The following is a 25,717-nucleotide window of genomic DNA, read 5'->3' on the forward strand; positions in this document are numbered from 1 at the left end:
TGCTGCGCTGCATGGTGGCCGGTCTCGGCCGGCAGGCGGTCGCCGAGCGGCTGTACCTCTCCCCGCACACCGTCCGTACCCATATGCAGAACGTGCTCGGCAAGTTGGGGGTGCACTCCACCCTCGCGGCCGTCGCGGTGGCCCGGCGGGCGGGGATCTCGCCGGCCGAGCCGCCGCTGCCGTCCGCACCCGCTCACACCGTCGCCTCGACCACAGGCCCCGGCGCCGGCTGACCAGCCCCCGCCACGCCCAGATACCGACTCCGTCAGGTCAGGGAAACCGGAGGACAGATGTCGCCGCACAGCAATGCCGCACGCCTGGATCCATTCACCGTGCGTGTTCCTCGGCAAGTCGACAGCTCGACAGGTCTGCGGACCCTGGTGATCGGTGCCGGTGCGGCCGGCTCCGCGCTGGTCCGCGACCTGGACCGGACCCCGGAGTTCGGGCTGACCCCGGTCGGCGTCCTGGACGACGACCCGGCCAAGGCCGGCACCGAGATCGACGGGGTGCCGGTGCTCGGCACCCTCGCCGAGCTGACCGAGCTGGCGGTGAAGCACCGGGCGCAGGTGGTGGTGCTCGCCATCCCGGGCCTGCCGCACCGGATGGTCCGTGCGCTCGCCACCGCCGCCGCGGCGGCCGGGGTCGCGGTCCGCTACCTGCCGTCGTTCCTGGCCGCGCTGCGCCGCGAGGTGGTCGGCTCCGACCTGCGCAGCCTGGACGTGAACAAGCTGATCGGCCGGGCCGAGGTGCACGTGGTCTCGCCGGACGTCCGGGCGGTGATCGAGGGCCGCCGGGTCCTGGTGACCGGGGCCGGCGGCTCGATCGGCAGCGAACTGTGCCGGCAGGTCAACGCGTTCGGGCCGGCCGCGCTGTACATGCTCGACCACGACGAGTCCAACCTGCACCGGCTGCAGCTGGAGATCTGGGGCGAGGCGCTGCTGACCGACGAGTCGCTGGTGATCGCGGACATCCGTGACCGGCGGCGGATCCAGCAGATCTTCCGCGACCTCAAGCCCGAGGTGGTGTTCCACGCGGCCGCCCACAAGCACCTGCCGCTGCTGGAGCGCCATCCCTCCGAGGCGGTCAAGTCCAACGTGCTCGGGACCGACAACCTGGTCGAGGCGGCGCTGGCCACCGGGGTGGAGCGGTTCGTGCTGATCTCCACCGACAAGGCCGCCGACCCGACCTCGGTGCTGGGTGCCAGCAAGCGGCTGGCCGAGCTGATCGTGCAGGCCAACGCCCGGGACGCGCGCAACCTGGGCACCGGGGTCTTCACCGCCGTCCGGTTCGGCAACGTGCTCGGCTCGCGGGGGTCGCTGCTGTCCGTGCTGGCCGAGCAGTTCCGCAGCGGCGGGCCGGTCACCGTCACCCACCCGGACGTCACCCGCTTCTTCATGACCATCGAGGAGGCGGTCGGGCTGGTCCTGGAGGCCGGCCGGATGGCCGAGGGCGGCGAGGTCTTCGTGCTCGACATGGGCGAGCCGGTGCGGATCGTCGACCTGGTGCACAACTTCGCCCGCCAGGTGCAGATGGAGGCGGAGGAGGTGGAGATCCGCTACACCGGTCTGCGGGCGGGGGAGAAGCTGAACGAGGCGCTGTTCTCCGAGCGCGAGGAGCGGCTGCCCACCGTGCACAGCCGGATCTACGCGACGGTGGCGGAGCACTCCGCCGTCCCGGAGGACCTGGCCGGCGGCCTGACCGGGCTGTACGAGGCGGCGGCCGACAACTCCGACCTCCAGGTCCGGGCCCTGCTGGCCGAGCTGCTGCCCGGCTACCGGACCCCGGAGGCCGCACCGGTGCCGGCGTTGAGCGCGCCGTACCCGGACGGTTTCTGACCGGGCGCCCGGACCGGGCGTCCGGCGGGCTCCCGGCCGGCCGGGGGTCTCAGCCGGCCTGGTCGAAGGGGGCGGTGAGCTGGCGGAGCAGGTCGGCGAGCTCGCTCTGCCGCCCGGCGCTGAGCTGGGCGAGGATCTCGCGCTCGTGGGCGAGCAGGCCGGCCAGCGCCTGGTCGGCCTTGTCGCGGCCGTCGTCGGTGAGGCGGACCAGCACGCCGCGCCGGTCGTCCGGGTCGGGCAGCCGCTTGACCAGGCCCTTGCCGGTCAGCCGGTCGATCCGGTTGGTCATGGTGCCGGAGGTGACCAGGGTCTGGGTGAGCAGCTGGCCGGGGGAGAGCTGGTACGGGGAGCCGGCCCGGCGCAGCGCCGTCAGGACGTCGAACTCCCAGGGCTCCAGGCCGTGCTCGGCGAACGCGATCCGCCGGGCCCGGTCGAGGTGGCGGGCGAGCCGGCTGACACGGCTGAGCACCTCGAGCGGTTCGACGTCGAGGTCGGGGCGCTCTCGGCGCCATGCTGCGACCAGCCGGTCGACCTCGTCCTCCATGACGATCAGTGTATCGGTGGTTGTGTCGATGTGAAGTCTCTTGACATCAAGAGATAACAGAAGGCAGCCTGGGGTAGATATCTTGATGTCGAGATACTTTGCGAGGCCGCCATGACCACCTGGGACCCGGACCAGTACCTGCGCTACGCCGACCAGCGCACCCGACCGCTGTACGAGCTGCTCGGCCGGGTGCCCGTGCTCCCCGCCGCCCCCACCGTGCTGGACATCGGCTGCGGCCCGGGCAACTCCACCGCCGTGCTGCGCGAACGCTGGCCCGACGCCGACCTCACCGGCGTCGACAACTCCGCCGAGATGCTCGCCGCCGCCCGCGCCGAGGGCGAGCCGACCGCCGCCTACCTGCTCGCCGACGCGGCCGCCTACGACCCCTCGCCGGCCGCCCCCGACCTGATCGCCAGCAACGCCACCCTGCAGTGGATCCCCGACCACCTGGCCCTGCTGCCGCGCTGGGCCGGCGCGCTGCGGCCCGGCGGGGTGATCGCCCTCCAGGTACCGGGCAACTTCGACGCCCCCAGCCACACCCTGCTCGCCGAACTGCGCCGCAGCCCCCGCTGGCGCTCCGCTCTCGGCGCCGACCGCACCCGGGCCGGTGTCCCCGAGCCCGACGCGTACCTGCGCGCGCTGCTCGCGGCCGGCTGCACCGCCGACGTCTGGGAGACCACCTACCTGACCGTGCTCCAGGGCCCGGACCCGGTGCTGGAGTGGACCAAGGGAACCGCGCTGCGCCCGGTCCTCGGCCTGCTCACCGACCCCGCGCAGCGGGCGGACTTCCTGGCCGAGTACGCGGCGCTGCTGCGCGAGGCCTACCCGGCGGGGGAGGGCGGCACGGTCTTCCCGTTCCGCCGGATCTTCGCGGTCGGCGTGCGCCGCTGAGCCGTCCGTACGGGCGGCGGCGCGCTCAGGAGGAGCCCGGCATCGCCGGGTGCCGGCCGAGCAGCACCACGCCCACCACGATCGCCACCAGACCCGCCGCCTGCCCGGCCAGCGCCGCCGGGGTGACCCGGACCTGGTCGCCGAGGAACCCCACCGCGCAGGCGATCCCGGTCAGCGGCTGCGCGGCGGTCAGCGCGGGCAGCGACATCCGCAGCGGCGCCGCCTCGAAGGCCGACTGCACCAGCAGCAGCCCGAACACCCCGATCGCCAGCACCGTGTACGGCTGCCAGGTGACCAGCACCCCGCCCACCCCGGCCGTGTCCAGGTCCTGCGCGATCGAGCGGGTGAGGGCGTCCTGCAGCCCGTACAGCAGGCCGGCGGCCAGTGCCAGCAGGGTGGCCTCCTCCAGCAGCGGCAGCCGCCGGGCCACCCCGACCAGCAGCAGGGCCAGGCCCGTGACGATCCCGAAGACCAGCCAGTAGCGCAGTTGGCTGTCGGGCGGCTCACCGCCCTGCGGGCGGCCCGCGGCGATGAAGGTCGTCACCCCGGCGGCGATCAGCGCCACGCCGCCCCAGCCGGAGCGGCCCAGCGACTGGCCGGTGAGCACCCGGGCCAGCAGCATCGCGAAGACCAGGCTGGTCGCCAGCAGCGGCTCCACCAGGGAGACCTCGCCGTGGTCCAGCGCCAGGGCGCTGAGCACCTGCCCGCCGACCATGAAGGCGATCCCGAGCAGCCAGTCCGGCATCTTCACCAGGTCGAGCAGCAGCCGCCAGTGCAGCAGGTCGTCGCGCGGGGCGCGCTGGGCGGCGTGCTGCTGGAGCACGAATCCGAGCCCCAGGCAGCAGGCGGCGCCGATCGCCAGGAGGAAGACCAGCAAAGGGTCACCATCTCCTCAGGGCCGTTCAGCCCTTCCGGTCGCCGACCAGCTTGGGGTGCCGCTCCAGGCCCTCCAGGCCGTGCCAGGCGAGGTTGACCAGGTGGGCGGCGACCTCCGCCTTCTGCGGCTTGCGCACCTCCAGCCACCACTGGCCGGTGAGCGCCACCATGCCGACCAGCATCTGCGAGTACATCGGCGCGAGCCGGGGGTCGAAGCCCCGGGACTTGAACTCCAGCCCCAGGATGTCCTCCACCTGGACCGCGATGTCGCTGATCAGCGACGCGAAACTGCCGGTGGACTGGGCCACCGGGGAGTCCCGGACGAGGATCTTGAAACCGTCGGTGGAGGTGTCGATGTAATCCATCAGGGCGAACGCGGCCTGCTCCAGCAGTTCGCGCGAGTGCCCGCCGGTGAGCGCCCCGGTGACCATGTCCAGCAGCAGCTGCATCTCACGGTCGACCACGACCGCGTACAGCCCCTCCTTGCCGCCGAAGTGCTCGTACACCACCGGCTTGGACACCCCGGCCCGCTCGGCGATCTCCTCCACCGAGGTGCCCTCGTAGCCCCGCTCGGCGAAGACCGAGCGGCCGATCTCCAGCAGCTGCTCGCGCCGCTGCTTCCCGGTCATCCGCACCCGTGCACGGCTCTTGCCGCCGCGGGCCGGCGCGGTGGAGCGGGTGCGGGCGGGTGCCGGGCCACCGTCCTGCGTCCGCGAGGTGCGATGGCCGGCCGCGCTGTCTCCGTTGCTCCCGTTCACCCCTACATCATGCTTCAGCGCACGCCTCATGCGGTGCGGCGGGCGGCGATCCGCTCCGTACTGGGCCAGCGGACGTCCTTCGCCCAGCCCGCCTTCTCGAACCAGCGGATCAGCCGGGCCGAGGAGTCGATCTGCCCGCGCAGCACGCCGTGCCGGGCCGAGGTCGGGTCCGCGTGGTGCAGGTTGTGCCAGGACTCGCCGCAGGAGAGCACGGCCAGCCACCAGACGTTGCCGGACCGGTCGCGGGACTTGAACGGGCGGGCGCCGATCGCGTGGCAGATCGAGTTGATCGACCAGGTGACGTGGTGCAGCACCGCGATCCGCACCAGGGTGCCCCAGAAGAACGCGGTCAGCGCGCCGTGCCAGCTCATCGTGGCCAGCCCGCCGACCAGCGGCGGCAGCAGCATCGAGACCAGCGTGAAGAGCCAGAACAGCCGCGAGATCCGCCGGATGTCCGGGTCGTTGACCAGGTCGGGGGCGTACTTGTGCTGCGGGGTCTGCTCCTCGTCGAAGAGCCATCCCATGTGGGCCCACCACAGGCCCTTGAGCAGCGCGGGCACGCTCTCGCCGTAGCGCCACGGCGAGTGCGGGTCGCCCTCCTTGTCGCTGAACCGGTGGTGCTTGCGGTGGTCCGCCACCCAGCGCACCAGCGGGCCCTCGACGGCCAGGCTGCCCGCGACGGCGACGGCGATCCGCAGCGCCCGGTTGGCCTTGAACGAGCCGTGGGTGAAGTAGCGGTGGTAGCCGATGGTGATGCCGTGGCAGGTGAGGAAGTACATCGCCGTGGCGATGGTCAGATCCAGCCAGCCCAGCCCCCATCCCCAGGCGACCGGCACGGCGGCGACCACGGCGAGGAACGGGACGGCGATGAAGATCCCTATGGTGACGCGCTCGACGAGGCCCTGCCGGTCCCCGCTCATGGTCGCGGTCAGCGGTACGACGGCGGGGTCCGCAGCCTGCGGGCGCGCTTCGTCGGCCTGAATGGTCATGACGGTCCTTGGGGGGCGAAGCCGGTACCTACGTAGCCGTAACTTACGGCATCGTAGGTTCTGTCGCCGCCGAAGGGAAGACGTGTCGCAGCCGCCCCGGACGGGTGGCGGACAACCGCCATAGTGGTGGAGCTGAGGGCGTGAAACCCGTAGGGTGTGCTTGCCATCCCCGGTTGCTCTGCTGGCACGGGCGCCCAGACTTTGAATCTGGTCTTCGCAGGTTCGATTCCTGCCCGGGGAGCCCCTTCGCCCTCCCCCGCGGTGCTTCGACCCCGGGCCGGTGTCCCCCGACACCCGGATATCCTCTGAGCTGCCGAACGAGGCCGTGCGGGCCACGTCCGGCTGCCTCCCCTCCCTCACCGTGACCGACCGAGGAGCCTCCAGCGTGAGTGCCAACCAGACCGCTGCCGTGATCGTGCTCGCCGCCGGTGGCGGAACTCGGATGAAGTCCAAGGCACTGCCCAAGGTGCTGCACCCGATCTGCGGCCGGACCCTGGTCGGGCACGCGGTCAGCGCCGCGCAGGAACTGACCCCCGGGCAGCTGGTGGTCGTGGTCGGTCACATGCGCGAGCTGGTCCAGCAGCACCTCGCGGACGAGTACCCGGGCGTGCGCACCGCCGTCCAGGCCGAGCAGAACGGCACCGGCCACGCGGTGCGCACCGCGCTGGAGGCGCTGGCCGCCGACGGCGTGCAGCTGGACGGCACGGTGATCGTCACCACCGGCGACGCCCCGCTGCTGACCGGCGCCACCCTGGCCGCCCTCGCCGAGGCGCACACCACCCAGGGCAACGGCGTCACCGTGCTCACCGCCGTGGTGCCGGACGCCGCCGGCTACGGCCGGATCCTGCGCGAGGCGGACGGCCAGGTGGCCGCGATCGTCGAGCACAAGGACGCGACCGACGAGCAGCGCGCCATCGCCGAGATCAACTCCGGCGTCTTCGCCTTCGACGCCAAGCTGCTCGCCGAGGCGCTCGGCCGGCTCGGCACGGACAACGTGCAGGGCGAGGAGTACCTCACCGACACCCTGGCGATCCTGCGCACCGCCGGCCACCGGGTGGGCGCCGTGGTCGCCGCCGACTACCGGGACATCGTCGGCATCAACGACCGGGTCCAGCTGGCCGAGGCCCGCCGGATGCTGAACGACCGGCTGCTGGAGCGGGCGATGCGGGCCGGCGTCACCGTGGTCGACCCCGCCTCCACCTGGTTCGACGTCCAGGTCGGCTACGAGCCGGACGCCGTGGTGCTGCCCGGCACCCAGCTGCACGGCGCCACCCACCTCGGCGAGGGCTGCGAGGTCGGCCCCAACACCACGCTGACCGACACCCTGGTCGGCGCGGGGGCGCACGTGAGCAACACCACGGCCGTCGGCGCCGAGATCGGCGAGCTGGCCTCGGTCGGCCCGTACGCGTACCTGCGCCCGGGCACCAGGCTGGCCCGCAAGGCCAAGGCCGGCACCTACGTCGAGATCAAGAACTCCGAGCTCGGTGAGGGCGCCAAGGTGCCGCACCTGTCGTACATCGGCGACGCCACCATCGGTGAGGGCAGCAACATCGGCGCGGCCTCCGTCACGGTCAACTACGACGGGGTGAACAAGCACCGCACGGTGATCGGGGCGCACTGCCGCACCGGCTCGGACAACATGTTCATCGCCCCGGTGACGGTGGGTGACGGTGCTTACACCGCGGCCGGCTCCGTGGTGACCAACGACGTCCCGGCCGGCGCCCTCGGCGTGGCCCGGGCGCAGCAGCGCAACATCGCCGGCTGGGTGGCCCGCAAGCGCCCCGGGACGGCCTCCGCCCAGGCCGCCGAGGCCGCCGGGACGCCCGGGACGGGTGAGGCGGGCCAGGCCTAGGCCGGGCGGGTGCCGATCTTGCGGAGTGGTCCCGGGGCGGACGCTTTCCGGCGGGGCGCGTAACCTGGAGTACATACGTGCGCCACTGGGCTTCTGTCCGCGCCTCGGCGTACTCCCAATCCCCCGCCCACCTGCCCGCCCGGGTCCTGCCCGGGTGCGCCCGGGCGGGTCCATGTGCGGCAGCAACGCGAGGAGACGGTGCAGTGAGCGGGATCACGACGTCGGGTGAGAAGAAGCTCAAGCTCTTCTCCGGCCGTGCCCACCCTGAGCTGGCGGCGGAGGTGGCAGCGGAACTCGGGACGGAACTCGTCCCGACCAAGGCCCTGGACTTCGCCAACGGCGAGATCTACGTCCGCTTCCTGGAGTCCGCGCGCGGCGCGGACTGCTTTGTGATGCAGAGCCACACGGCTCCCATCAACCAGTGGATCATGGAACAGCTGATCATGATCGATGCTCTGAAGCGGGCCTCCGCCCGGAGCATCACCGCGATCCTGCCGTTCTACGGCTACGCCCGGCAGGACAAGAAGCACCTCGGCCGCGAGCCCATCTCGGCCCGGCTGATCGCCGACCTGCTGGCCCAGGCCGGCGCCGACCGGATCATGGCGGTGGACCTGCACACCGCGCAGATCCAGGGCTTCTTCTCCGGCCCGGTGGACCACCTGTTCGCGCTGCCGGTGCTCTGCGACTACCTCGGCGAGAAGGTCGACCGCTCCAAGCTGACCATCGTCTCGCCGGACGCCGGCCGGGTGAAGGTCGCCGACCAGTGGTCGGACCGGCTCGGCGCCCCGCTGGCGATCATCCACAAGCGCCGCGACATGAGCCAGGCCAACACCATCCTGTCCGCCGAGGTGGTCGGTGACGTCAAGGACCGGGTCTGCGTCCTGGTCGACGACATGATCGACACCGCCGGCACCATCTGCGCCGCCGCCGACGCGCTGTTCGAGAACGGCGCCGCCGACGTGATCGTCGCCGCCACCCACGGCGTGCTCTCCGGCCCGGCCGCGGACCGCCTGAAGAACTCGCGGGTCAGCGAGTTCGTCTTCACCAACACCCTGCCGACCCCGGCCCAGCTCCAGCTGGACAAGGTCACCACCCTCTCCATCGCCCCGTCGATCGCCGCGGCGATCCGCGAGGTCTTCGAGGACGGCTCGGTCACCTCCCTGTTCGAGGGCGTGCACTGACCTCCGGTGCCGTCGACCGGCCCCCGGCGCAGCCCGCGCCGGGGGCCGATTTCATGGTTGACGTGCAGTGCGGTTAGACTCGTGAGACTGCTCGGCGAGGGATGCCGTGTGCCCGTGCGGGTGCCGCATCCGTGATCGACGCGCCGGTCCGACCGCAGTCCGGTCGTGACCTCCCGTCATCCGCCGCCGAGCGTCCCCCCGAACGTACTTGAGGGTGTGGCCCGGCGGTTTTCTGTTGTCGCCTGCACCCGTCGCCAGCTTTTACGAGGAGTGCAGTCGTGTCCGAGATCCGCCTTGCCGCCGAGACCCGCACCGAGTTCGGCAAGGGTGCCGCCCGTCGCGCCCGTCGTGCCGGTTTCGTCCCCGGTGTCGTCTACGGCCACGGCCACGCCCCGGTCCACCTGAACCTGCCGAGCCACGACCTGATGATGGCGCTGAAGACCCCCAACGCGCTGCTGGTCGTGCCGATCGAGGGCAAGGACGAGTTCGTGCTGCCGAAGGCCGTCCAGCGTGAGGCCATCAAGCGCACCATCGAGCACGTCGACCTGCTGCTGGTCAAGCGTGGCGAGAAGGTCACCGTCGAGATCCCGGTCCTGACCGAGGGCGAGCTGGCCCCCGGCGGCAACCTGCTCGAGCACGTGCTGAACGCGCTGCCGATCGAGGCCGAGGCCACCCACCTGCCCGAGTCCGTGACCGTCTCGGTCGAGGGCCTGGAGGCCGGTGCCTCGATCACCGCCGGTGACATCGAGCTCCCCAAGGGCGCCACCCTGGCCGTCGAGGCCGACACCGTCGTGCTGCAGGTCATCGGCGCCCAGGCCTCGCAGGCCGACGCCGACGCCGAGGCCGCCGAGGCCGAGGCTGCCGAGGCCGGCACCGAGGCCTGAGCCTCGCGCTGAACGCACCCGACCGCTGCCCCGGTCCGCCCCCTCGCGGGGCGGCCGGGGCAGCGGCGTGTCCGCCTCCGGGCGGGAGGGCCCCCGGCGCACGGCGGTCGCGGATAATGGGGGCCGAACAGATCGACAGCGAGCGGAGAGCGGCAGCATGAGCACGGCGGCGGACGAGTACACGGGCCCCTGGCTGGTGGTCGGGCTGGGCAACCCCGGCGACGGCTACGCCCGCAACCGGCACAACATCGGCTTCATGGTGGCCGACCTGCTGGCCGAGCGGATCGGCGCCCGGTTCAAGGCCCACAAGAGCCGGGCCCAGGTCGCCGAGGGCCGCCTGGCCGGGAAGCGGGTCGTCCTGGCCAAGCCGATGACCTTCATGAACCTCTCCGGCGGCCCGACCACCGCGCTGCGCGACTTCTACAAGGTGCCCACCGCCGGCATCGTCGCCGTCCACGACGAGCTGGACCTGGACTACGCGGCCCTGCGGCTGAAGACCGGCGGCGGCGACAACGGGCACAACGGGCTGAAGTCGCTCACCAAGTCGCTCGGCCCCGACTACCACCGGGTGCGCTGCGGCATCGGCCGCCCGCCGGGCCGGATGGAGGTCGCGGACTTCGTGCTCAAGGACTTCTCCGCCACCGAGCGCAAGGACCTGGACTGGTTCGTGGACCGGGCGGCCGACGCGGTGGAGGCGCTGCTGTCGGAGGGCCTGGAGCGCGCCCAGAGCACGTACAACTCCTGATGGCGAGTCAGTTTCCTTGGCCTCGAGCGACGCACGGTACACAACGGTCGTGCAACGCTTTGGGGGACGGAAGCTGAAACCGGGTCAGCGGCGCCCGGCCCTTCGATACGGTCAGCTCTGTACGAAGGGGTTGAGAGGCCGATTCTGGGGGTAAAGGCTGTGGTTCGCTCACGGGGTGTCCGGGTGGGGCGCGCTGCCGGCGGGGCGGTACTGTGCCTGGCTGCCTGCGGACTGGCCGGCCAGTCCGCACACGCGGCCGAGTCGACCGACGCCCCCTCGACGGCCCCGGAACCCGCGGCCGCCCAGCTGATCCCGCCCGCCACCGGCTCGGTCGGCGGCTCCGCCGGCCTGTACGCGGTCGGCGGCGGTCTGGTGGTGGCGGCCGGCGGGGCCGCGACCTGGCTGCGCCGCCGCCGGGCCGGCCGGCCGACGACGTTCTGACCGGGCGCGCGAAGCCCCGGCACCGCGAAGCCCCGGCATGCGGAAGGGACCGGCCCCGCGGGGCCGGTCCCTTCCTGCGTCACCGCCCGTCCGGCGTCAGCCGGTGTTGCGCAGGCCGGCCGCGATGCCGTTGACCGTCAGCAGCAGGGCGCGGGCCCGCAGCGGGTCGTCCGCCCGGTTCTGCTCGGCCATCTCGCGCTGCCGGCGCAGCAGCGCGACCTGGAGGTAGGAGATCGGGTCGAGGTAGGCGTCCCGGACGGTGAAGGTCTGCTTGAGCACCGGGTTGTGCTCCAGCAGCTCGCTCTCGCCGGTCAGCCGGAGCACCTCGCGCAGGGTCAGCTCGTGCTCGGCCACGATCTGGTCGAAGACGTGGTGCAGCTCGGCCGGGACCAGCTGCTCGACGTAGTGGCGGGCGATCCGCAGGTCGGTCTTGGCCAGCGTCATGGCGACGTTGGACAGGAAGTTCTGGAAGAAGTGCCACTGGCCGTGCATCTCGTCCAGCACGTCGCCGAGGCCCGCCGCGCGGGCGGCGGCCAGGCCCGAGCCGACGCCGTACCAGCCGGGCACGATCTGCCGGGACTGGGTCCAGCCGAACACCCACGGGATGGCCCGCAGACCGTCCAGGCCGGCGCCCGAGTCGGGGCGGCGGGACGGGCGCGAGCCCAGGTGCAGCGAGGCCAGCTGGTCGACCGGGGTGGCCGCGAAGAAGTACTTCGGCAGGTCCTCCTGCTCGACCAGGGTCCGGTACGCGGTGTGCGCGGCCTCGGAGACCTGGTCCATCGCGGCGTCCCAGCGGGCCAGCTCCTCGGGCGCCTGGCGCGGTGCGGTGTGCAGTGCGGAGGCGGCCAGCGTGGCCGAGATGGTGAGTTCCAGGTTCTCCCGGGCCAGCGAGGGCAGCAGGTACTTGTCGGAGATCACCTCGCCCTGCTCGGTGACCTTGATCTCGCCCTCCAGGGTGCCCCAGGGCTGGGCCAGGATCGCCTCGTGCGAGGGGCCGCCGCCGCGGCCGACGGTGCCGCCGCGGCCGTGGAACAGCCGCAGCCGGATGCCGTACCGGTGGGCGACGTCGCGCAGCCGGCGCTGGGCCCGGTGGATCTCCCACTGGGAGGTGGTGATGCCGCCGAACTTGGAGGAGTCCGAGTAGCCGAGCATGACCTCCTGGATGTCCCCGCGCAGCGAGACCAGCAGGCGGTAGGACGGGTCGGAGAGCATCTCGTCCAGGATCCGGTCGGCCTCCTGGAGCTCGTCGGTGGTCTCCAGCAGCGGCACGATGCCGATCTTGGCGATGCCCGCGTGCAGGTCGATCAGCCCGGCCTCGCGGGCCAGCACGGCGGCGGCGAAGACGTCGTCGGCGCCCTGGCACATCGAGATGATGTAGCTCTCGACGATCTCGTCGCCGAAGCGGTCGAAGCCCTCGCGGATGGTGTTGAAGACGCCGAGCGTCTTGGTGCCCGCCGCGTCGAGCGGGGCCGGGGTCGGCGCCAGCGGGCGGCGCGAGCGCAGCTCCTTGGAGAGCAGCCGCTGGCGGTACTCGCGCGGCATGTCGGTGTAGCGCCAGGCCTCCTCGCCGAGCCGGTCGAAGAGCTGGCCGAGCGCGTGGTGGTGGGCCTCGGCGTGCTCGCGCACGTCCATGGTGGCCAGCTGGAGGCCGAACGCCTCGATGGTGCGGATCGCCCGGGCGAGCCGGCCGTCCGCGATCAGCTGGCCGCGGTGGCCGCGCAGCGAGTCCTGGATCAGCTTGAGGTCGGTGACCAGCTCGCGGGTGCCGACGTAGTCCCGGCCCGGGACGTGCGGGGTGCCGGCGGCGAGGCGCTCGCGGGTGTTCTCCAGCTTGAGCCGCACGCAGGTGGCCTTCAGCCGGTACGGCTCCTCGGCGTTCATCCGCTTGTAGCGCGGGCTCAGCTCGGGCAGCACCGCGAGGTCGGCGTCCAGCGACTCCAGCAGTTCGGCGGAGGCGCCGGCGAGGCGGACCGAGGTGGACAGCGCGGCCCGCAGGTCGTCGACGGCGGCCAGCGCGTCCTTGATGCCGTACTCGTGCTGGAGGTTGAGCACGTCCCAGGTGACGGCCGGGGTGACGTTCGGGTTGCCGTCCCGGTCGCCGCCGATCCAGGTGCCGAAGGTCAGCGGGCGCACGCCCTCGGGCAGCGTCAGACCGACCCGGGCCAGCTCCTCGTGCAGCTCCTCCAGCACCTCGGGGACCGCCTCGCGGTACAGCTCGTCCAGGTAGTAGACGGCGTTGCGGGCCTCGTCGGTGGGCTCCGGGCGGGCGATCCGCAGCTCGTCGGTCTGCCAGAGCAGGTCGATCACCTCGGCGAGCCGGCGGTCGGCCTGCCGCTTGGCGGAGGAGTGCCGCACCGGGTCGGAGGTGGACAGGCCGGAGGCGACGTGCTCGCGGTGGATCCGCTCCAGCAGCTCGCCGACCCGGCGGAGCTTGTTGAGCACGCTGCGGCGGGCGGCCTCGGTCGGGTGCGCGGTGAAGACCGGACGGACCGCCAGGTGCGACAGGGTGTCCTGGAGGTGCTTGGGGTCGGCGTCGGCGAGCTGGTCGGCGGTCTGCGCCAGCAGCGAGCCCTCGCGGGCCCGGCGGGTGGCGAACTCGCGGCCGCGGTGCACCTGCTCGGTGACGTTCGCCAGGTGGAAGTAGGTGGAGAAGGCCCGGACCAGCTTGCCGGCGGTCTCCAGGTCGATCTCGGCGAGCAGCTGCGCGGTGGCCTCGCCGTCGGTGCGGCTGAGCAGTCTGACCTGCTCGACCAGGCCGAGCAGTTCGGGGCCCTCCTGCCGGACCAGGGTCTCGCCGAGCAGGTCGCCGAGGCGGCGGATGTCGGCGCGGAGCGCGGCGTTGGCCGCGACCGGGTCGTGTCCGAGCGGGGACGGGCTGTCGGCCGAGGTGGGGACCGGAGCGGTCACGGCTGGCTCCCTGTGGTGGTGGGGTTCGGGCAACGGCTCTCCCTCCCGCGGGCCGGCCGCCGGGGGTGCGCCGCCGGTGTGCCGGGAGAGGGGTGCGGACCGCGCTGTCCGTCGCGGACCAGCATAGGTGGGAGCGGATGCCGCGTCCGAGAAGTGGCCGGATGCCGGACACCGGGGCGTGCCGCGGGGCCGTGGCGGGCCGCGTCCGGGAACTGCCTGGGGGCGGGCCGGGCGCCGCCCGTAGGCTGTCCCCCATGAGCAAGTCGCCTGACGGGGGCGGCCCGGCCCACCAGCTGTGGTGGTGGGATCGGCGCCGCAGCGCGCTGCTGGACATCGTGCTGGCCGCACTGGCCGGACTCGAGTGCGCCTTCGGCGCGTACGGGGTGGTGCAGGACCGCCTGCACCTGGGGACCGGGATCGCGGTGGCCGCCGCGGTCCCCGGGGCGCTGGCGGGGGCGACCCTGGTGGTGCGCCGCCGCTGGCCGGCGGTGCCGGTGCTGGTGGCGCTGGTGTTCGTGCCGGGTCTGTTCGGGATGATCCTGCTGGTCGTCTCGCTCTACACGCTGGCCGCCACCTGGGAGTGGCCGTCGCGGCGGCGCCGGGTGGTGGCGCTGTCCGCGCTGGCGCTGGTGGAGACCTTCGGCATGGTGCTGTTCGCGATCTTCGCGCCGGGGGAGCAGGCCGACCCGGCCGCCCCGCTTCCGCCCGCCTGGGTCTTCGTGCTGCTGGCCGCGCTGGTGGCGGTCGGGCTGACCGTCCCGCCGGTGGTCACCGGCCTGTACGTGGGTGCCCGGCGCCGGCTGGTGGAGTCGCTCAAGGACCGGGCCCACGGCCTGGAGGCCGAACTCGACCTGCTGGCCGAGCAGGCCAGGGAACGCGCCCGGCGGGCCCGGCTGGAGGAGCGCACCCGGATCGCCCGCGAGATGCACGACGTGGTGGCCCACCGGGTCAGCCTGATGGTGGTGCACGCCGCCGCCCTCGAGCGGACCATCCCGCGCGACCCCGAACGGGCCCAGCAGAGCGCGAAGCTGATGGGTGAGGTGGGCCGGCAGGCGCTGGACGAGCTGCGCGAGATCCTCGGCGTGCTGCGGATGGCCGAGCCGGCCGCCGCGCAGGCCGACCGCCCGGACAGCCTGGCCGGGCTGCCCCGGCTGGTGGACCAGTCCCGGGCCGCCGGGATGCTGGTCAGCCTGACGGTCAGCGGCGACAGCTGCCCGTACACCGGACAGGCCGAGCGGACCGCGTACCGGCTGGTGCAGGAGGGGCTGACCAATGCGCACAAGCACGCCGGCGGCGCCCGGGTGACCGTGCAGCTCGCCTACCGGCCGAACGGCGTGCGGGTCGCGGTGGTCAACGCCCCGGCCGACGGCGACGGCGCCAAGGTCGCGCTGCCCAGCGGCGGCAACGGCCTGCTCGGCATGCGCGAGCGGGTGGTCGCGCTCGGTGGCAGCTTCAGCGCGGGCCCGGCCGAGGACGGCGGCTTCCGCGTCGAGGCGGTGCTGCCCTCACGCCTGGCCGTCCGCGCCGACCGGCTGGCCTGAGCCCGGCCCGGCGGGCACCGGCCCGCCCGGGACCGTCCCGGTCGGCCGCAGCAGCCACCCGAGCCGCGGCTGCACCAGCGGCCCGAAGAACCGCACCGACGCGCCGGTGGCCAGCAGTACCGCCAGGGTGAGCGCGCAGGCCCCGAGCAGCGGCAGCGCGGTGTACCAGTGGTGCAGCGCCCGGGCGTGGTAGATCCCGGAGGCCTGCACCAGTTTGAGCGGCAGCCCGTGCAGCAGGTAGACGTACAGCGAGGCGCCGCCCAGCGCCGTCCACCGGGTGCGGCGCTCGGGCAGCAGCGCCAGGAACGCGGCGCCGGCCACCAGCGACAGCCCGCCCAGCGCGCACCGCACGGCCACCCAGAGCGGGTAGCCGACGTGCAGTTCGGCGGCGCTCCCGGTGTACTCCACCCAGCCCGGGTTCAGCAGCTTCGGCGCGGCCAGCCAGACCGTGGCGAACACCGCCGCCAGCGCGTACGGCGCCGCGCGGCGCACCGGCCGGCGGCGCAGCACGGCGAGGTGCCCGGGCCGCAGCACCAGGCCGAGCACGAACCACGGCAGGAAGCCCAGGGTGCGGCCGAGCGCCAGCTCCTCAGGGAAGGCGGCCATCGCGCCGGAGCCGGCCGCGACCAGCACCGCCACCGGCAGCGGGTGGCGCAGCGCCGTCCACAGCGGCACGCTGAGGCGCCAGAGCAGCAGCGAGAGCAGGAACCAGGTCAGCCAGCGCGGCTCCAGCAGCGCGATCGGCGCGAGCCGCCGCTCCAGCGCCATCCCGACCAGGTTGTAGAGCACCTGGAAGACCAGGTAGGGGACGGCCAGTTGGGAGATCAGCCGGCCGCCGTCCACCGGCGGCCGGCCGGGTCTCGGGCGGGCGAAGTAGCCGCACAGGGTGATGAAGACCGGCATCGAGAAGGCCGCGATGGTGAGCACCGCGGCGGCGACCGTCCGGTCGGCGGCCAGCAACGGCATCCAGGTGTGCGCACAGACCACCAGCGCGACCGCGGCGAACTTGGCGTTGTCGAACAGTGGTTGCCGCTCCGGCCGGGGTGCGGGCGGCGCCGCCGTCCTGGTCGCGGCGGCCGTCGGTGCGCTCATCGCGATTCCTCCCGGTGGTCCCCTCACAAGCTCCACACAAGCTGCGGCACAGTGTGGCGGCAACGGCCGTCCGGCGGGAGGGAATCGGCGGGAATCGGGACACCGGGGGGCGCGCGGGGCTCCGTCGCGCGCCCGGACGGCGGGCCCGGCCGCGACCCGATCCGACCCGGACGGCGCGTCAGTCCGCCGTCCGCAGGCGCTCCTGGCGCAGGCCCAGGACCAGGGTGCCGACCGCCGCGTCAACGGACCGGCCGAGGAACCACTCGCCGGCGTGGTCCAGGCTGTAGACCCGGCCGGCCTCGTCGATGGCCAGCAGCGCCCGGCCGTACGCCTCCTCGCCGAGCGGGGCGAGCCTGGTCCCCAGCGCCCGGCCGAGGTCGGCCAGCGTCCTGGGCTGGTGCAGCCCGCACCGCGGGTCCAGCCGGAAGGGGGTCCTGGCCTGCACCCGGCCGGCTCCGGACAGGTCGAAGGACAGCCCGCCGAACTCGGCCCAGGCCTCGACGGCGGCCGGGAAGACGGCGTGCCCGGCCTGCGGCGGCCGGTCGTGGGCGGCCAGCTCGTCGGCCCACTCCTCGGCCTGGCGGATCTCCCAGCGGCCGGGGTGCCAGCCGGCCTGCTTGAGGGCGGCGGCGACGTCGGCGGGGAAGCGGGGCTGGGTGCGCAGGGCGGTCGGGTTCAGGGTGTGCTCCGGTGACTGGGGGACAGGAGGGGCGCGGCTCAGCGGGGGGTGGGCCCGACGGCGACGCTCGTGACGTTCAGATGTTCCAGCAACGGGACGCAGGAACGGCACGGCGGCGCGTGCGTCCCGTGCGCGGGATCGCCCTCCTCGCGGATCCGCACCGTGGTCAGCCTGGCACCCTTGAGCGCCTTCCGGGCCTCCGCCAGGGCGAGCGGCTTGCGGGCGGCCCGCTTGGAGCGGCCGGCGTCCACGCCCGCGAGGAACTGCGAGAGCAGCGCCGGCTCCGGGCAGTGCCCGAGGAACCGCTCGCGGTGCTCCAGCGGCAGCGCGGCCAGGAACTCGGCGACCAGCGGGTGCAGCAGCGGCGCGCGGCCGCCCTTGTCGCCGGCCAGCGTGTGCACCGTACCGTCGCGCAGCGACAGCGCGGCGGCGACGGCCGGCAGCAGGCTGTCCCGGTGGTGGCGCAGCACCGGCGCCGGCGTGCCGCTCTCGGGCTCCGGGTGTTCCATGGCTGCTCCTCGGCTGTGCTCGGCGCACCGGCAGTTCTCCGCTGCCGGGGGTCTGCTGACGGACGGTGACCACCAGGGTCGCACGGCGCCCGCGCGCGGATGGTGGGAACAGCCTGCCAAACCCCTCCGACACCCGGCGCCCCGGGGTCCGGCGGCGGGTGCTGCGCCGCCGGTCGGCGGCGGTGTACGGAGCGTGTGCTCCAGGCTGCCGCGCCGTCCCGCGGCCGCGCCGGGTTTCCGGATTCGGCCCATTTCCGACTGCCGTGCCCGGTACCGTTCCACTGCGAGGTCAGAGGGGTCGGGCCGTGGGGAGAGCGGCCTGTGCCCGGGCCGCGCGGGGCAGGCAGAGGCAGCCGGGGCGAGGGCGCTTCCGGGGCCGTGGCAAGGGGGGTCTTGCGGTGGCGAGCGGGTCCAAGGACGTGGCGCACGAGGCGCCTGGCGAGCATGTGCCGACCCCGGGTGTGGCGGAGCCGCAGCCGGTCGAGCGGATCGGCCTGGCGGTGGTCGGCGCCGGGTACTGGGGGCCGAACCTGGTCCGCAACGCGCAGCAGACGGCCGGGCTGCGGCTGCACTGGCTGTGCGACCTGGACGAGGAGCGCTCCCGGCGGGTGCTCGGCGAGTACAGCACGGTCGACACCACCACCTCCTTCGACGAGGTGCTGGCCGACGAGCGGGTCAGGGCGGTGGCGATCGCCACCCCGGCCGCGGCGCACTACAAGCTGGTCAGGGCGGCCCTGGAGGCCGGCAAGCACGTCCTGGTGGAGAAGCCGATCACCACCACGGTGGCGGACGCCGCCGAACTGGTCGCGCTCGCCGAGGAGCGCGGGCTGGTCCTGATGTGCGACCACACCTTCTGCTACACCCCGGTGGTGCGGCGGATCCGGGAGCTGGTGCACGGCGGCGAGATCGGCGACATCCAGTTCTTCGACTCGGTGCGGATCAACCTCGGGCTGGTCCAGCCCGACGTGGACGTGCTGTGGGACCTCGCCCCGCACGACCTGTCGATCCTCGACTTCGTGCTGCCGCCCGGCGTCGAGCCGGTCGGGGTGAGCGCCCAGGGCGCCGACCCGATCGGGGCCGGCCGGGCCTGCGTCGCGTACCTGACGGTCCGGCTCAGCAACGGCGCGCTGGCGCACTGCCACGTCAACTGGCTCTCCCCGACGAAGGTCAGGACCACCCTGATCGGCGGCTCCCGCCGCACCCTGGTCTGGGACGACCTCAACCCGCAGGCCCGGCTGGCGATCCACGACCGCGGCGTCGACCTCACCCCGCCCGACGAGCTGACCGACGCCATCCGGCACCGGGCCCTGATCTCGTACCGGGTCGGCGACATGGTCGCCCCGGCGCTGGTCGAGCAGGAGGCCCTGCGCAACGTGATGGGCGAGTTCGCCGCGGCCATCACCGAGGGCCGCGCCCCGCTCACCGACGGCCGCTCCGGCCTGCGGGTGCTGCAGCTGCTGCACGCCGCCTCACGGAGCCTGGAGCTCGGCGGGGCCACCGTCCCGGTCGGCGGCGCCGACGACATCGAACTGATCACCGCTCAGGAAAGGGCTTCCGCCCGATGAACGCAGTCGCCATTGAGGGCTCCCGCTGCCTGGTCACGGGCGGGGCCGGCACCATCGGCTCCACCGTCGTCGACCAGCTGATCCAGGGCGGGGCCCGCGAGGTGATCGTGCTGGACAACTTCGTCCGCGGCCGGATGGAGAACCTGGCGCACGCCGAGGCCGCCGCCGCCCCCGGACAGCTGCGGGTGGTGGACGGCGACATCCGCGACCGCGCGCTCCTGCGCGACCTGCTCGGCGACGACACCGACCTGCTCTTCCACCTCGCCGCGATCCGGATCACCCAGTGCGCCGCCGAACCGCGCCTGGCCCTGGAGATCATGGTCGACGGCACCTTCGACGTGGTCGAGGCCGCCGCCGAGAAGGGCGTGAAGAAGGTCATCGCCTCCTCCACCGCCTCGGTCTACGGCCTGGCCGACACCTTCCCCACCCCCGAGACCCAGCACCCGTACCACAACGACACCCTGTACGGCGCCGCCAAGGTCTTCAACGAGGGCCTGCTGCGCAGCTTCCACGCCATGTACGGGCTGGACTACGTCGCGCTGCGCTACTTCAACGTCTACGGCCCGCGGATGGACGTGCACGGCCGCTACACCGAGGTGTTCATCCGCTGGATGGAGCGGATCGCCGGCGACCAGCCCCCGCTGATCTTCGGCGACGGCGCCCAGACCATGGACTTCGTCCACACCGAGGACATCGCCCGGGCCAACCTGCTGGCCGCCGCCGCCCCCGTCACCGACCGGGTCTACAACATCGCCAGCTCCGCCGAGGTCTCGCTGCGGGGCCTGGCCGACGCCCTGCTCGCCGCGATGGACCGCACCGACCTGGACGTCGAGCACGGACCGGCCCGCGGCACCGCCGGCGGCGTGGTCCGGCGCCTGGCCGACATCTCCGCGGCCGAACGCGACCTCGGCTGGAAGCCCGAACTGGCGCTGGACGAGGGCCTGCGCCAGCTGGTCGCCTGGTGGCGCGAGCAGTAACCCCCCTTCCCGTCACGTCCTTCCCGCCACGTCCTTCGGAGCAGCGCGTGTCCAGCACCGTCCCGGCTGTGCCCCAGATCCCCGTGATGATCCCCTGGCTCGGCGAGGAGGAGGCCGCGGCCGCCGCCGAGGCGGTGCGCTCCGGCTGGGTCGCCCAGGGCCCCCGGGTCGCCGCCTTCGAGCGCGCCTTCGCCGACCACCTCGGCGTCCCGCACGCCGTCGCGGTCTCCTCCTGCACCACCGCGCTGCACCTGGCGCTGATCGGTGCGGGCGTCGGGCCGGGCGACGAGGTGGTGGTGCCCTCGCTGTCCTTCATCGCCACCGCCAACGCCGTCACCTACGTCGGGGCGGTACCGGTCTTCGCCGACGTCGACCCGGCCGACGGCAACCTCACCGCCGACACCGTCGCCGCCGCGCTCACCGACCGTACCCGCGCGGTGGTCGTGGTCGACCAGGGCGGTGTCCCGGTCGACCTGGACGCGGTCCGGGCGCTGGCCGAGCCGCGGGGGATCACCGTGGTCGAGGACGCCGCCTGCGCGGCCGGCTCGGTCTACCGCGGCCGCCCGGCCGGCGCCACCGCGCAGATCGCCGCGTACTCCTTCCACCCGCGCAAGCTGCTCACCACCGGTGAGGGCGGCATGGTCACCTGCCAGGACGGCGACCTCGCCGCCCGGCTGCGGCGGCTGCGCGAGCACGGGATGAGCGTCTCGGCGGCCGACCGGCACGCCGCGGGCGGCGGCATGGTGGTGGAGACGTACGACGAGATCGGCTTCAACCACCGGATGACCGACATCCAGGCCGCCGTCGGCCTGGTCCAGCTGGGCAAGCTGCCCGCGATGGTCGAGCGCCGCCGCGCCCTGGCCGCCCGCTACCGCGAACTGCTCGGCCCGCTGGCCGACGGCCTGGTGGCGGACCCGGCGCACGGCACCGGCAACTTCCAGTCCTGCTGGCTGCTGCTGCCCGAGGGCGCGCCGGACCGCACCGAGGTGCTGGCCCGGCTGGCCGCGGCCGGCGTCTCGGCCCGGCGCGGCATCATGGCGGCCCACCTGGAGGCCCCGTACAAGGGGACCGCCCGGGTGCCGCTGCCCGCCACCGAGCTGATCACCGGGCGCTCGCTGATCCTGCCGCTGTTCCACACCCTGACCGAGGCCCAGCAGGACCGGGTGGTCGCCGCGCTCCGCGAGGCCATCGGGTGAGAGCACCGGTCCGGGCCTCGCTGCCGGCCGGGACGTCGATCCGGCACCTCGGGCACGCCGGGTTCGTGGTCGAGCACGCGGGGCTGCGCATCCTGATCGACCCCTGGTTCCACCCGGCCTTCCTGGAGGCCTGGTTCCCGTACCCGGACAACCGCGAGCTGCTGCCGGGGACGGTCGCGGGCCGGTACGACTACCTGTACGTCTCGCACACCCACGAGGACCACCTCGACGAGCGGACGCTGGCCCAGCTCTCCCGGGAGACCACCGTCCTGGTGCCGCGCTTCCGCACCGGCGAGCTCGGGCGGCGGCTCGCCGCGCTCGGCTTCGGCGAGCAGGTCCGGCTGGGCCACCGCGAGGAGTACCGGCTCGGCCCGGACTGCACCGCCACCATGCTGCTGGACACCAGCCACAAGGAGGACAGCGGCCTGCTGCTGGACCTCGGCGGCTTCCGCTTCCTGGACCTCAACGACTGCAACACCCCGCTGTCCGAACTCCCCGGCGGCGTCGACCTGCTGGCCGCCCAGTACTCCGGCGCGATGTGGTACCCGAACGCCTACGACTACCCGCCGGAGCGGATGGCCGCGAAGACCGCCGCGGTCCGCGACGACCTGCTGGACACCCTGGTCCGCAAGGTGCGGCTGACCGGGGCCCGGGCCTACCTGCCGTCGGCCGGCCCGGCCTGCTTCCTCGACCCGGCGCTGGCCCGGTACAACGACCGCGAGCGGACCATCTTCCCGCACTGGGAGGACGTCGCCGCCCGGTTCGCCGAGGCCTGCCCCGCCACCGAGGTGATCCGCACCGCCCCCGGCGACCAGGTCGCCGACCCGGCCCCGCCCGGCCGCTGGCACACCGACCCCGACGGCTACCTGGCCGACTACCGGGAGCGCCGCCGCGCCGAGTGGGAGGCCTACCACGAGGGCGAGGCCGCGCCGGTCGCCGCCGCCGAGGTGGAGGCGTACTTCGACCGCCTCCAGCGGCTCAACCGCCCGCTGCTCAGCGACTACCGGGCCGGGCTGCGGCTGGAGGCCGAGGGTGCCGTCTGGGGCCTGGCCCTCGGCGAACTGGCCGACCGGGTGGAGCTGGAGGACGAGCCGGTCGACCCCTCGTACGTGATCCGGGTGCCGGCCCGCGCGCTGCGGGCGGTGCTGGACGGCCGCGCCGGCTGGGAGGAGGCGCTGCTGTCGATGCGCCTGAGCCTGCACCGTGACCCGGACGTCTTCGACCTCACCCTGCTGAGCCTGCTCCGCTACGGCCACCACCCCGCCCAGACCAGGCAGTTGGTGCGCGAGCGGACCAGGGCGGAGACCATCGAGCGGGACGGCCTGCGGCTGCAGCGGTACTGCCCGCACGCGGGTGAGGACCTGAGCCACGCCGTGATCGCCGACGGACTGGTCGAGTGCCCGCGCCACCACTGGAAGTGGGACGCGGCCACCGGGGCCTGTCTGTCCGGCGGCGCGCTCCCGCTGCTCGTCGAGCCGGCCGAGCAGTCCAAGGACGACCCACCATCCCGGCCCGAGGGCCGGACAACCAGCTGAGGAGCCCCGGGTGACCGACATCCCGCTCGTCGACCTGCAAGCCGCGCACGCCGAGATCGCCGAGGAGGTACGGGAGGGCTTCGACCGGGTCCTGCTCAGCGGCGCGTACATCAAGGGCCCGGACGTGGCCGCCTTCGAGTCGGAGTACGCGGCGTTCTCCGGGGTCGGGCACGCCGTCGGGGTCGCCAACGGCACCGACGCGCTGGAGCTGGCGCTGCGGGCGCTGGAGCTCCCGGCCGGCGCCGGCGTGGTGCTGCCCGCCAACACCTTCGTGGCCACCGCCGAGGCGGTGATCCGGGCCGGGCTGCGGCCGGTGCTGGTGGACGTCGACCCCGAGCACCTGCTGATCGACCCGGCCGCCGTCGCCGACGCGCTGCCGCAGGCCGCCGCCGTGGTCCCGGTGCACCTCAACGGCCAGCTCGCCCCGATGCGCCCGCTGCTGGAGCTGGCCGGGGACCGTCCGGTGGTCGAGGACGGCGCGCAGTCCCAAGGCGCCCGGCAGGACGGCCGGCTCTCCGGCTCCTGGGGCCGGATCTCGGCCACCAGTTTCTACCCGGGCAAGAACCTCGGCGCGTACGGCGACGCCGGTGCGGTGGTCACCGACGACGCCGGCCTGGCGGCGGCCGTGCGGCTGATCGGGGACCACGGCTCGGGCCGCAAGTACGTGCACGAGCGATTCGGCTTCAACTCCCGGATGGACACCCTCCAGGCGGTGGTGCTGCGCGCCAAGCTCCGCCGGCTGCCCGCCTGGAACGAGGCCCGCCGGGCCGCCGCCGCCCGCTACGACACCCTGCTGGCCGGCCTGGACGGTCTCACCACCCCCCGGACCCTGCCCGGCAACGAGCACGTCTGGCACCTGTACGCGGTGCGCGTCGAGCGCGGCCGCGACACCGTGCTGGCCGAGCTGCAGGCCGCCGGGATCGGCGCTGGTGTGCACTACCCGGTGCCGGTCCACCTGCAGCCCGCCTTCCACCACCTGGGGTACGCCGAGCGGGCGTTCCCGGTCGCCGAGCGGGCCGCCGCCCAGATCCTGACCATCCCGCTGTACCCCCAGATCACGGAGGGTCAGCAGGAGCGGGTGGCCGAGATCCTGGCCAAGGCGCTGACCCGGATCTGACCGGCCGCCCCACCCCGCGGGCGGGGGGACGAGCCCCCGCCCGCACCCCCTACGCTGGTGCCCAGCAAATCTGCTTCAGCCAGTGTGGGGGCACCCAGATGACGACAGGTCGGCCCGCCACCGCCGCCGCGCCCAACTCGGCGTACGCGGGTCAGGTGGTGCAGTTCCCGGATCCGGTCCGGGCCGCCGCGCACCCCGCCGGGGTGCGGGTGGACGAGTACGGATACCCGGACTTCAGCGCCTACGCGGCGGCCGCCGCCGAGGTGGCCGACCCGCCGGCCGGCTTCGGCGTGGACGAGCTGCGGCTCACCGACTACGTCTCGGCCAACGCGGCGCTCTACACCCAGGGCCACCAGCTGTGGGCCGACCTGGAGACCGCGGTCGCCACCCCGGCCGGCTGGACCTGGCACCACGTGGTCGGCCGGGCCGCCCCGGGGCTGCGCCGGATGGAGCTGATCCCGGTCGAGGTCAAGGCGCTGCTGCGGCACCACGGCGGCCTGGCCCGCTCCACCGCCGACCACGCCCGCCGCGGCACCCGCCCGCTCCAGGAGCACCGCCCGGCCCACCTGTCGCTCGCCCGGGACGGCGGCGACCCGCTGGCCGTCACCGAGGACCAGGTGCAGCACGCCGAGCAGCGGCTCGGCCACCCGCTGCCCGCCGCCTACCGCAGCTTCCTCAAGCTGGCCGGCGGCCGCGCCCCCGCCGGGGTGGCCCTGGACGTCGAGTACGGGGTGCTGCTCGACCAGCCGTTCCTGACGCTGAGCGACGAGTACGGCGCGCACGACCTGGTGTACGCCAACAAGTGCCTGCGCGACCACCTGACCAAGGACTACCTCGCCGTCGCCTACGTCCAGGGCGGCCTGCTGGCGGTCAAGGTCCGCGGCGAGCAGACCGGCTCGGTCTGGTTCTGCCCGTACGACGACGCCCGGGACTCGGCCGCGCCCGAGCCGCCCGAGGAGCGGGTCGCCCGGCTGCTGCTGCCCTGCGGGGAGGACTTCGACGCCTTCCTGCTCCGGCTGGCGGGCAGCCCGCCGGAGCTGGAGACGGTCGCGGCACTGATGGTGGACGGCGGGTTCGCCCGCGCCGTCCCGGTGAACTGATGCGGGGGCACACGGTGGCCGGCAAGGAAGAGGGGAACGGGGCGTGGTGACGACCTACGCGCAGGCTCAGGAGATCGCCGAGGAGTGGATCAACGCGGGGGTGCCGCGCTCCCAGCAGCGCGAGGTCCGGGTGCGCGAGTTCGACCTGGGCTTCGTCTGCTGGGCCGAGGACCACACGGACGGCACCCCGGCCCGGGGCGGCGACGCCCGGCTGGTGATCACCCGGGACAGCGGTGCCAGCACGCTCTGGCCGCCGCTGCCGGTGAACGAGGTGGTCCGGCAGTTCGAGGAGCTGTACGGCAGCCGGAGCGAGCCCAACCCGGCGGGTGCGGCCAAGCCGGTGCCCAACTCGGTCGAGGCGACCTCCTTCCTGCTCAGCCCCCCGCAGTGGTTCCAGCAGGCCGGCGCCGACGCGCTGGCCGCCGAGGCCGCCAGGCTGGCCCAGGAGGCCGCGGCGCCCGCCGCCGCGCCACCGACCCCGCCCGCCGCCGCGGACCCGGCGG

At 73.9% G+C, this 25,717-nt stretch carries 23 protein-coding genes, 1 tRNA gene and 1 pseudogene; 17 read left to right on the plus strand and 8 right to left on the minus strand.

The genetic code is table 11. The annotated features are described in order from the left end of the window. Positions 1-233 (plus strand): response regulator transcription factor (locus AA75_RS52430; protein ID WP_233289197.1); only part of this gene is annotated, 233 nt, incomplete at its 5' end. A gap of 99 nt (positions 234-332) precedes the next feature. After that, positions 333-1,835: a nucleoside-diphosphate sugar epimerase/dehydratase gene (locus tag AA75_RS26380; protein WP_233289198.1), complete on the plus strand. Its 1,503-nt coding sequence runs from the start codon at positions 333-335 to the stop codon at positions 1,833-1,835. A gap of 49 nt (positions 1,836-1,884) precedes the next feature. Here the strand turns inward: AA75_RS26380 and AA75_RS26385 are convergent, their stop codons facing one another. Continuing rightward, positions 1,885-2,379: a MarR family winged helix-turn-helix transcriptional regulator gene (locus tag AA75_RS26385; RefSeq protein ID WP_033822755.1), complete on the minus strand. Its 495-nt coding sequence runs from the start codon at positions 2,377-2,379 to the stop codon at positions 1,885-1,887. A gap of 111 nt (positions 2,380-2,490) precedes the next feature. Here AA75_RS26385 and AA75_RS26390 point away from each other — a divergent pair, with 111 nt between their 5' ends. Further along, positions 2,491-3,270: a methyltransferase domain-containing protein gene (locus AA75_RS26390; protein WP_033822756.1), complete on the plus strand. Its 780-nt coding sequence runs from the start codon at positions 2,491-2,493 to the stop codon at positions 3,268-3,270. A 25-nt stretch (positions 3,271-3,295) separates the two neighbouring features. On the opposite strand, the gene AA75_RS26395 is transcribed toward AA75_RS26390, so the two are convergent. The 3 genes from AA75_RS26395 to AA75_RS26405 are packed head-to-tail and all read right to left on the minus strand — an operon-like array spanning position 3,296 to position 5,893. Next, on the minus strand, positions 3,296-4,147 hold the full coding sequence (locus AA75_RS26395; RefSeq protein WP_033822757.1) for a DMT family transporter: 852 nt from the start codon (positions 4,145-4,147) through the stop codon (positions 3,296-3,298). 25 nt (positions 4,148-4,172) lie between these two features. Then, complete coding sequence (locus AA75_RS26400) at positions 4,173-4,904, minus strand: TetR/AcrR family transcriptional regulator (protein ID WP_033822758.1); 732 nt, start codon at positions 4,902-4,904, stop codon at positions 4,173-4,175. Positions 4,905-4,930: 26 nt separating this feature from the next. Next, complete coding sequence (locus AA75_RS26405; protein ID WP_033822759.1) at positions 4,931-5,893, minus strand: fatty acid desaturase; 963 nt, start codon at positions 5,891-5,893, stop codon at positions 4,931-4,933. A gap of 166 nt (positions 5,894-6,059) precedes the next feature. Here AA75_RS26405 and AA75_RS26410 point away from each other — a divergent pair. From AA75_RS26410 to AA75_RS26435, 6 genes are all read left to right on the plus strand, one after another. Then, positions 6,060-6,134 (plus strand) — tRNA-Gln (locus AA75_RS26410). Between the two features lie 144 nt (positions 6,135-6,278). Further along, positions 6,279-7,745, plus strand: coding sequence for a bifunctional UDP-N-acetylglucosamine diphosphorylase/glucosamine-1-phosphate N-acetyltransferase GlmU (gene glmU / locus AA75_RS26415; protein WP_033822760.1), 1,467 nt, complete (start codon positions 6,279-6,281; stop codon positions 7,743-7,745). 203 nt (positions 7,746-7,948) lie between these two features. Then, on the plus strand, positions 7,949-8,926 hold the full coding sequence (locus tag AA75_RS26420; RefSeq protein ID WP_033822761.1) for a ribose-phosphate diphosphokinase: 978 nt from the start codon (positions 7,949-7,951) through the stop codon (positions 8,924-8,926). A gap of 278 nt (positions 8,927-9,204) precedes the next feature. Next, a complete protein-coding gene (locus AA75_RS26425; protein WP_033822762.1) occupies positions 9,205-9,810 on the plus strand; it encodes a 50S ribosomal protein L25/general stress protein Ctc in 606 nt (201 codons plus the stop codon). Between the two features lie 157 nt (positions 9,811-9,967). Next, positions 9,968-10,555: an aminoacyl-tRNA hydrolase gene (gene pth, locus AA75_RS26430; RefSeq protein ID WP_033822763.1), complete on the plus strand. Its 588-nt coding sequence runs from the start codon at positions 9,968-9,970 to the stop codon at positions 10,553-10,555. 183 nt (positions 10,556-10,738) lie between these two features. Then, positions 10,739-10,996, plus strand: coding sequence for a hypothetical protein (locus AA75_RS26435; protein ID WP_033822764.1), 258 nt, complete (start codon positions 10,739-10,741; stop codon positions 10,994-10,996). A gap of 96 nt (positions 10,997-11,092) precedes the next feature. Here the strand turns inward: AA75_RS26435 and ppc are convergent, their stop codons facing one another. Next, on the minus strand, positions 11,093-13,816 hold the full coding sequence (gene ppc, locus AA75_RS26440) for a phosphoenolpyruvate carboxylase (protein ID WP_051813416.1): 2,724 nt from the start codon (positions 13,814-13,816) through the stop codon (positions 11,093-11,095). Positions 13,817-14,157: 341 nt separating this feature from the next. Here ppc and AA75_RS26445 point away from each other — a divergent pair, with 341 nt between their 5' ends. Continuing rightward, positions 14,158-15,444: a sensor histidine kinase gene (locus AA75_RS26445; RefSeq protein ID WP_051813407.1), complete on the plus strand. Its 1,287-nt coding sequence runs from the start codon at positions 14,158-14,160 to the stop codon at positions 15,442-15,444. Here AA75_RS26445 and AA75_RS26450 read toward each other — a convergent pair. The 3 genes from AA75_RS26450 to AA75_RS26460 form a co-directional block, all read right to left on the minus strand. After that, positions 15,409-16,536, minus strand: a complete 1,128-nt coding sequence (locus AA75_RS26450; protein ID WP_051813409.1) for an acyltransferase family protein — start codon at positions 16,534-16,536, stop codon at positions 15,409-15,411. The two genes, AA75_RS26445 and AA75_RS26450, sit on opposite strands and share 36 nt — an antisense overlap. Before the next feature lie 178 nt (positions 16,537-16,714). Continuing rightward, positions 16,715-17,215: an SUKH-3 domain-containing protein gene (locus AA75_RS26455; RefSeq protein WP_033822774.1), complete on the minus strand. Its 501-nt coding sequence runs from the start codon at positions 17,213-17,215 to the stop codon at positions 16,715-16,717. 38 nt (positions 17,216-17,253) lie between these two features. Further along, positions 17,254-17,724: a YwqJ-related putative deaminase gene (locus tag AA75_RS26460; protein WP_051813411.1), complete on the minus strand. Its 471-nt coding sequence runs from the start codon at positions 17,722-17,724 to the stop codon at positions 17,254-17,256. Between the two features lie 398 nt (positions 17,725-18,122). On the opposite strand from AA75_RS26460, the gene AA75_RS26465 reads away from it, so the two are divergent. From AA75_RS26465 to AA75_RS49805, 7 genes and pseudogenes are all read left to right on the plus strand, one after another. After that, positions 18,123-19,289 carry a Gfo/Idh/MocA family protein gene (locus AA75_RS26465; RefSeq protein WP_233289199.1) on the plus strand — a complete coding sequence of 389 codons (1,167 nt, stop codon included), beginning with the start codon at positions 18,123-18,125 and terminating at the stop codon, positions 19,287-19,289. Continuing rightward, positions 19,286-20,266 (plus strand): NAD-dependent epimerase/dehydratase family protein, encoded by a 981-nt coding sequence (locus tag AA75_RS26470; protein ID WP_033822766.1) that lies wholly within the window; start codon positions 19,286-19,288, stop codon positions 20,264-20,266. The genes AA75_RS26465 and AA75_RS26470 overlap by 4 nt, the downstream gene beginning before the upstream one ends. Before the next feature lie 68 nt (positions 20,267-20,334). Beyond that, on the plus strand, positions 20,335-21,462 hold the full coding sequence (locus AA75_RS26475) for a DegT/DnrJ/EryC1/StrS aminotransferase family protein (protein WP_233289200.1): 1,128 nt from the start codon (positions 20,335-20,337) through the stop codon (positions 21,460-21,462). Continuing rightward, on the plus strand, positions 21,459-22,997 hold the full coding sequence (locus tag AA75_RS26480) for an MBL fold metallo-hydrolase (protein ID WP_051813415.1): 1,539 nt from the start codon (positions 21,459-21,461) through the stop codon (positions 22,995-22,997). Before AA75_RS26475 ends, AA75_RS26480 begins: the two co-directional genes overlap by 4 nt. A 10-nt stretch (positions 22,998-23,007) precedes the next feature. Beyond that, positions 23,008-24,114, plus strand: coding sequence for a DegT/DnrJ/EryC1/StrS aminotransferase family protein (locus AA75_RS26485; RefSeq protein WP_033822767.1), 1,107 nt, complete (start codon positions 23,008-23,010; stop codon positions 24,112-24,114). 98 nt (positions 24,115-24,212) lie between these two features. Further along, on the plus strand, positions 24,213-25,214 hold the full coding sequence (locus AA75_RS26490; RefSeq protein ID WP_033822768.1) for an SMI1/KNR4 family protein: 1,002 nt from the start codon (positions 24,213-24,215) through the stop codon (positions 25,212-25,214). Positions 25,215-25,257: 43 nt separating this feature from the next. Beyond that, a pseudogene (locus tag AA75_RS49805) lies at positions 25,258-25,717 on the plus strand (hypothetical protein); the annotation flags it as partial.

Origin of the sequence: Kitasatospora sp. MBT63, assembly GCF_000710465.2 — a bacterium.
In the GTDB taxonomy this organism is placed as follows: domain Bacteria; phylum Actinomycetota; class Actinomycetes; order Streptomycetales; family Streptomycetaceae; genus Kitasatospora.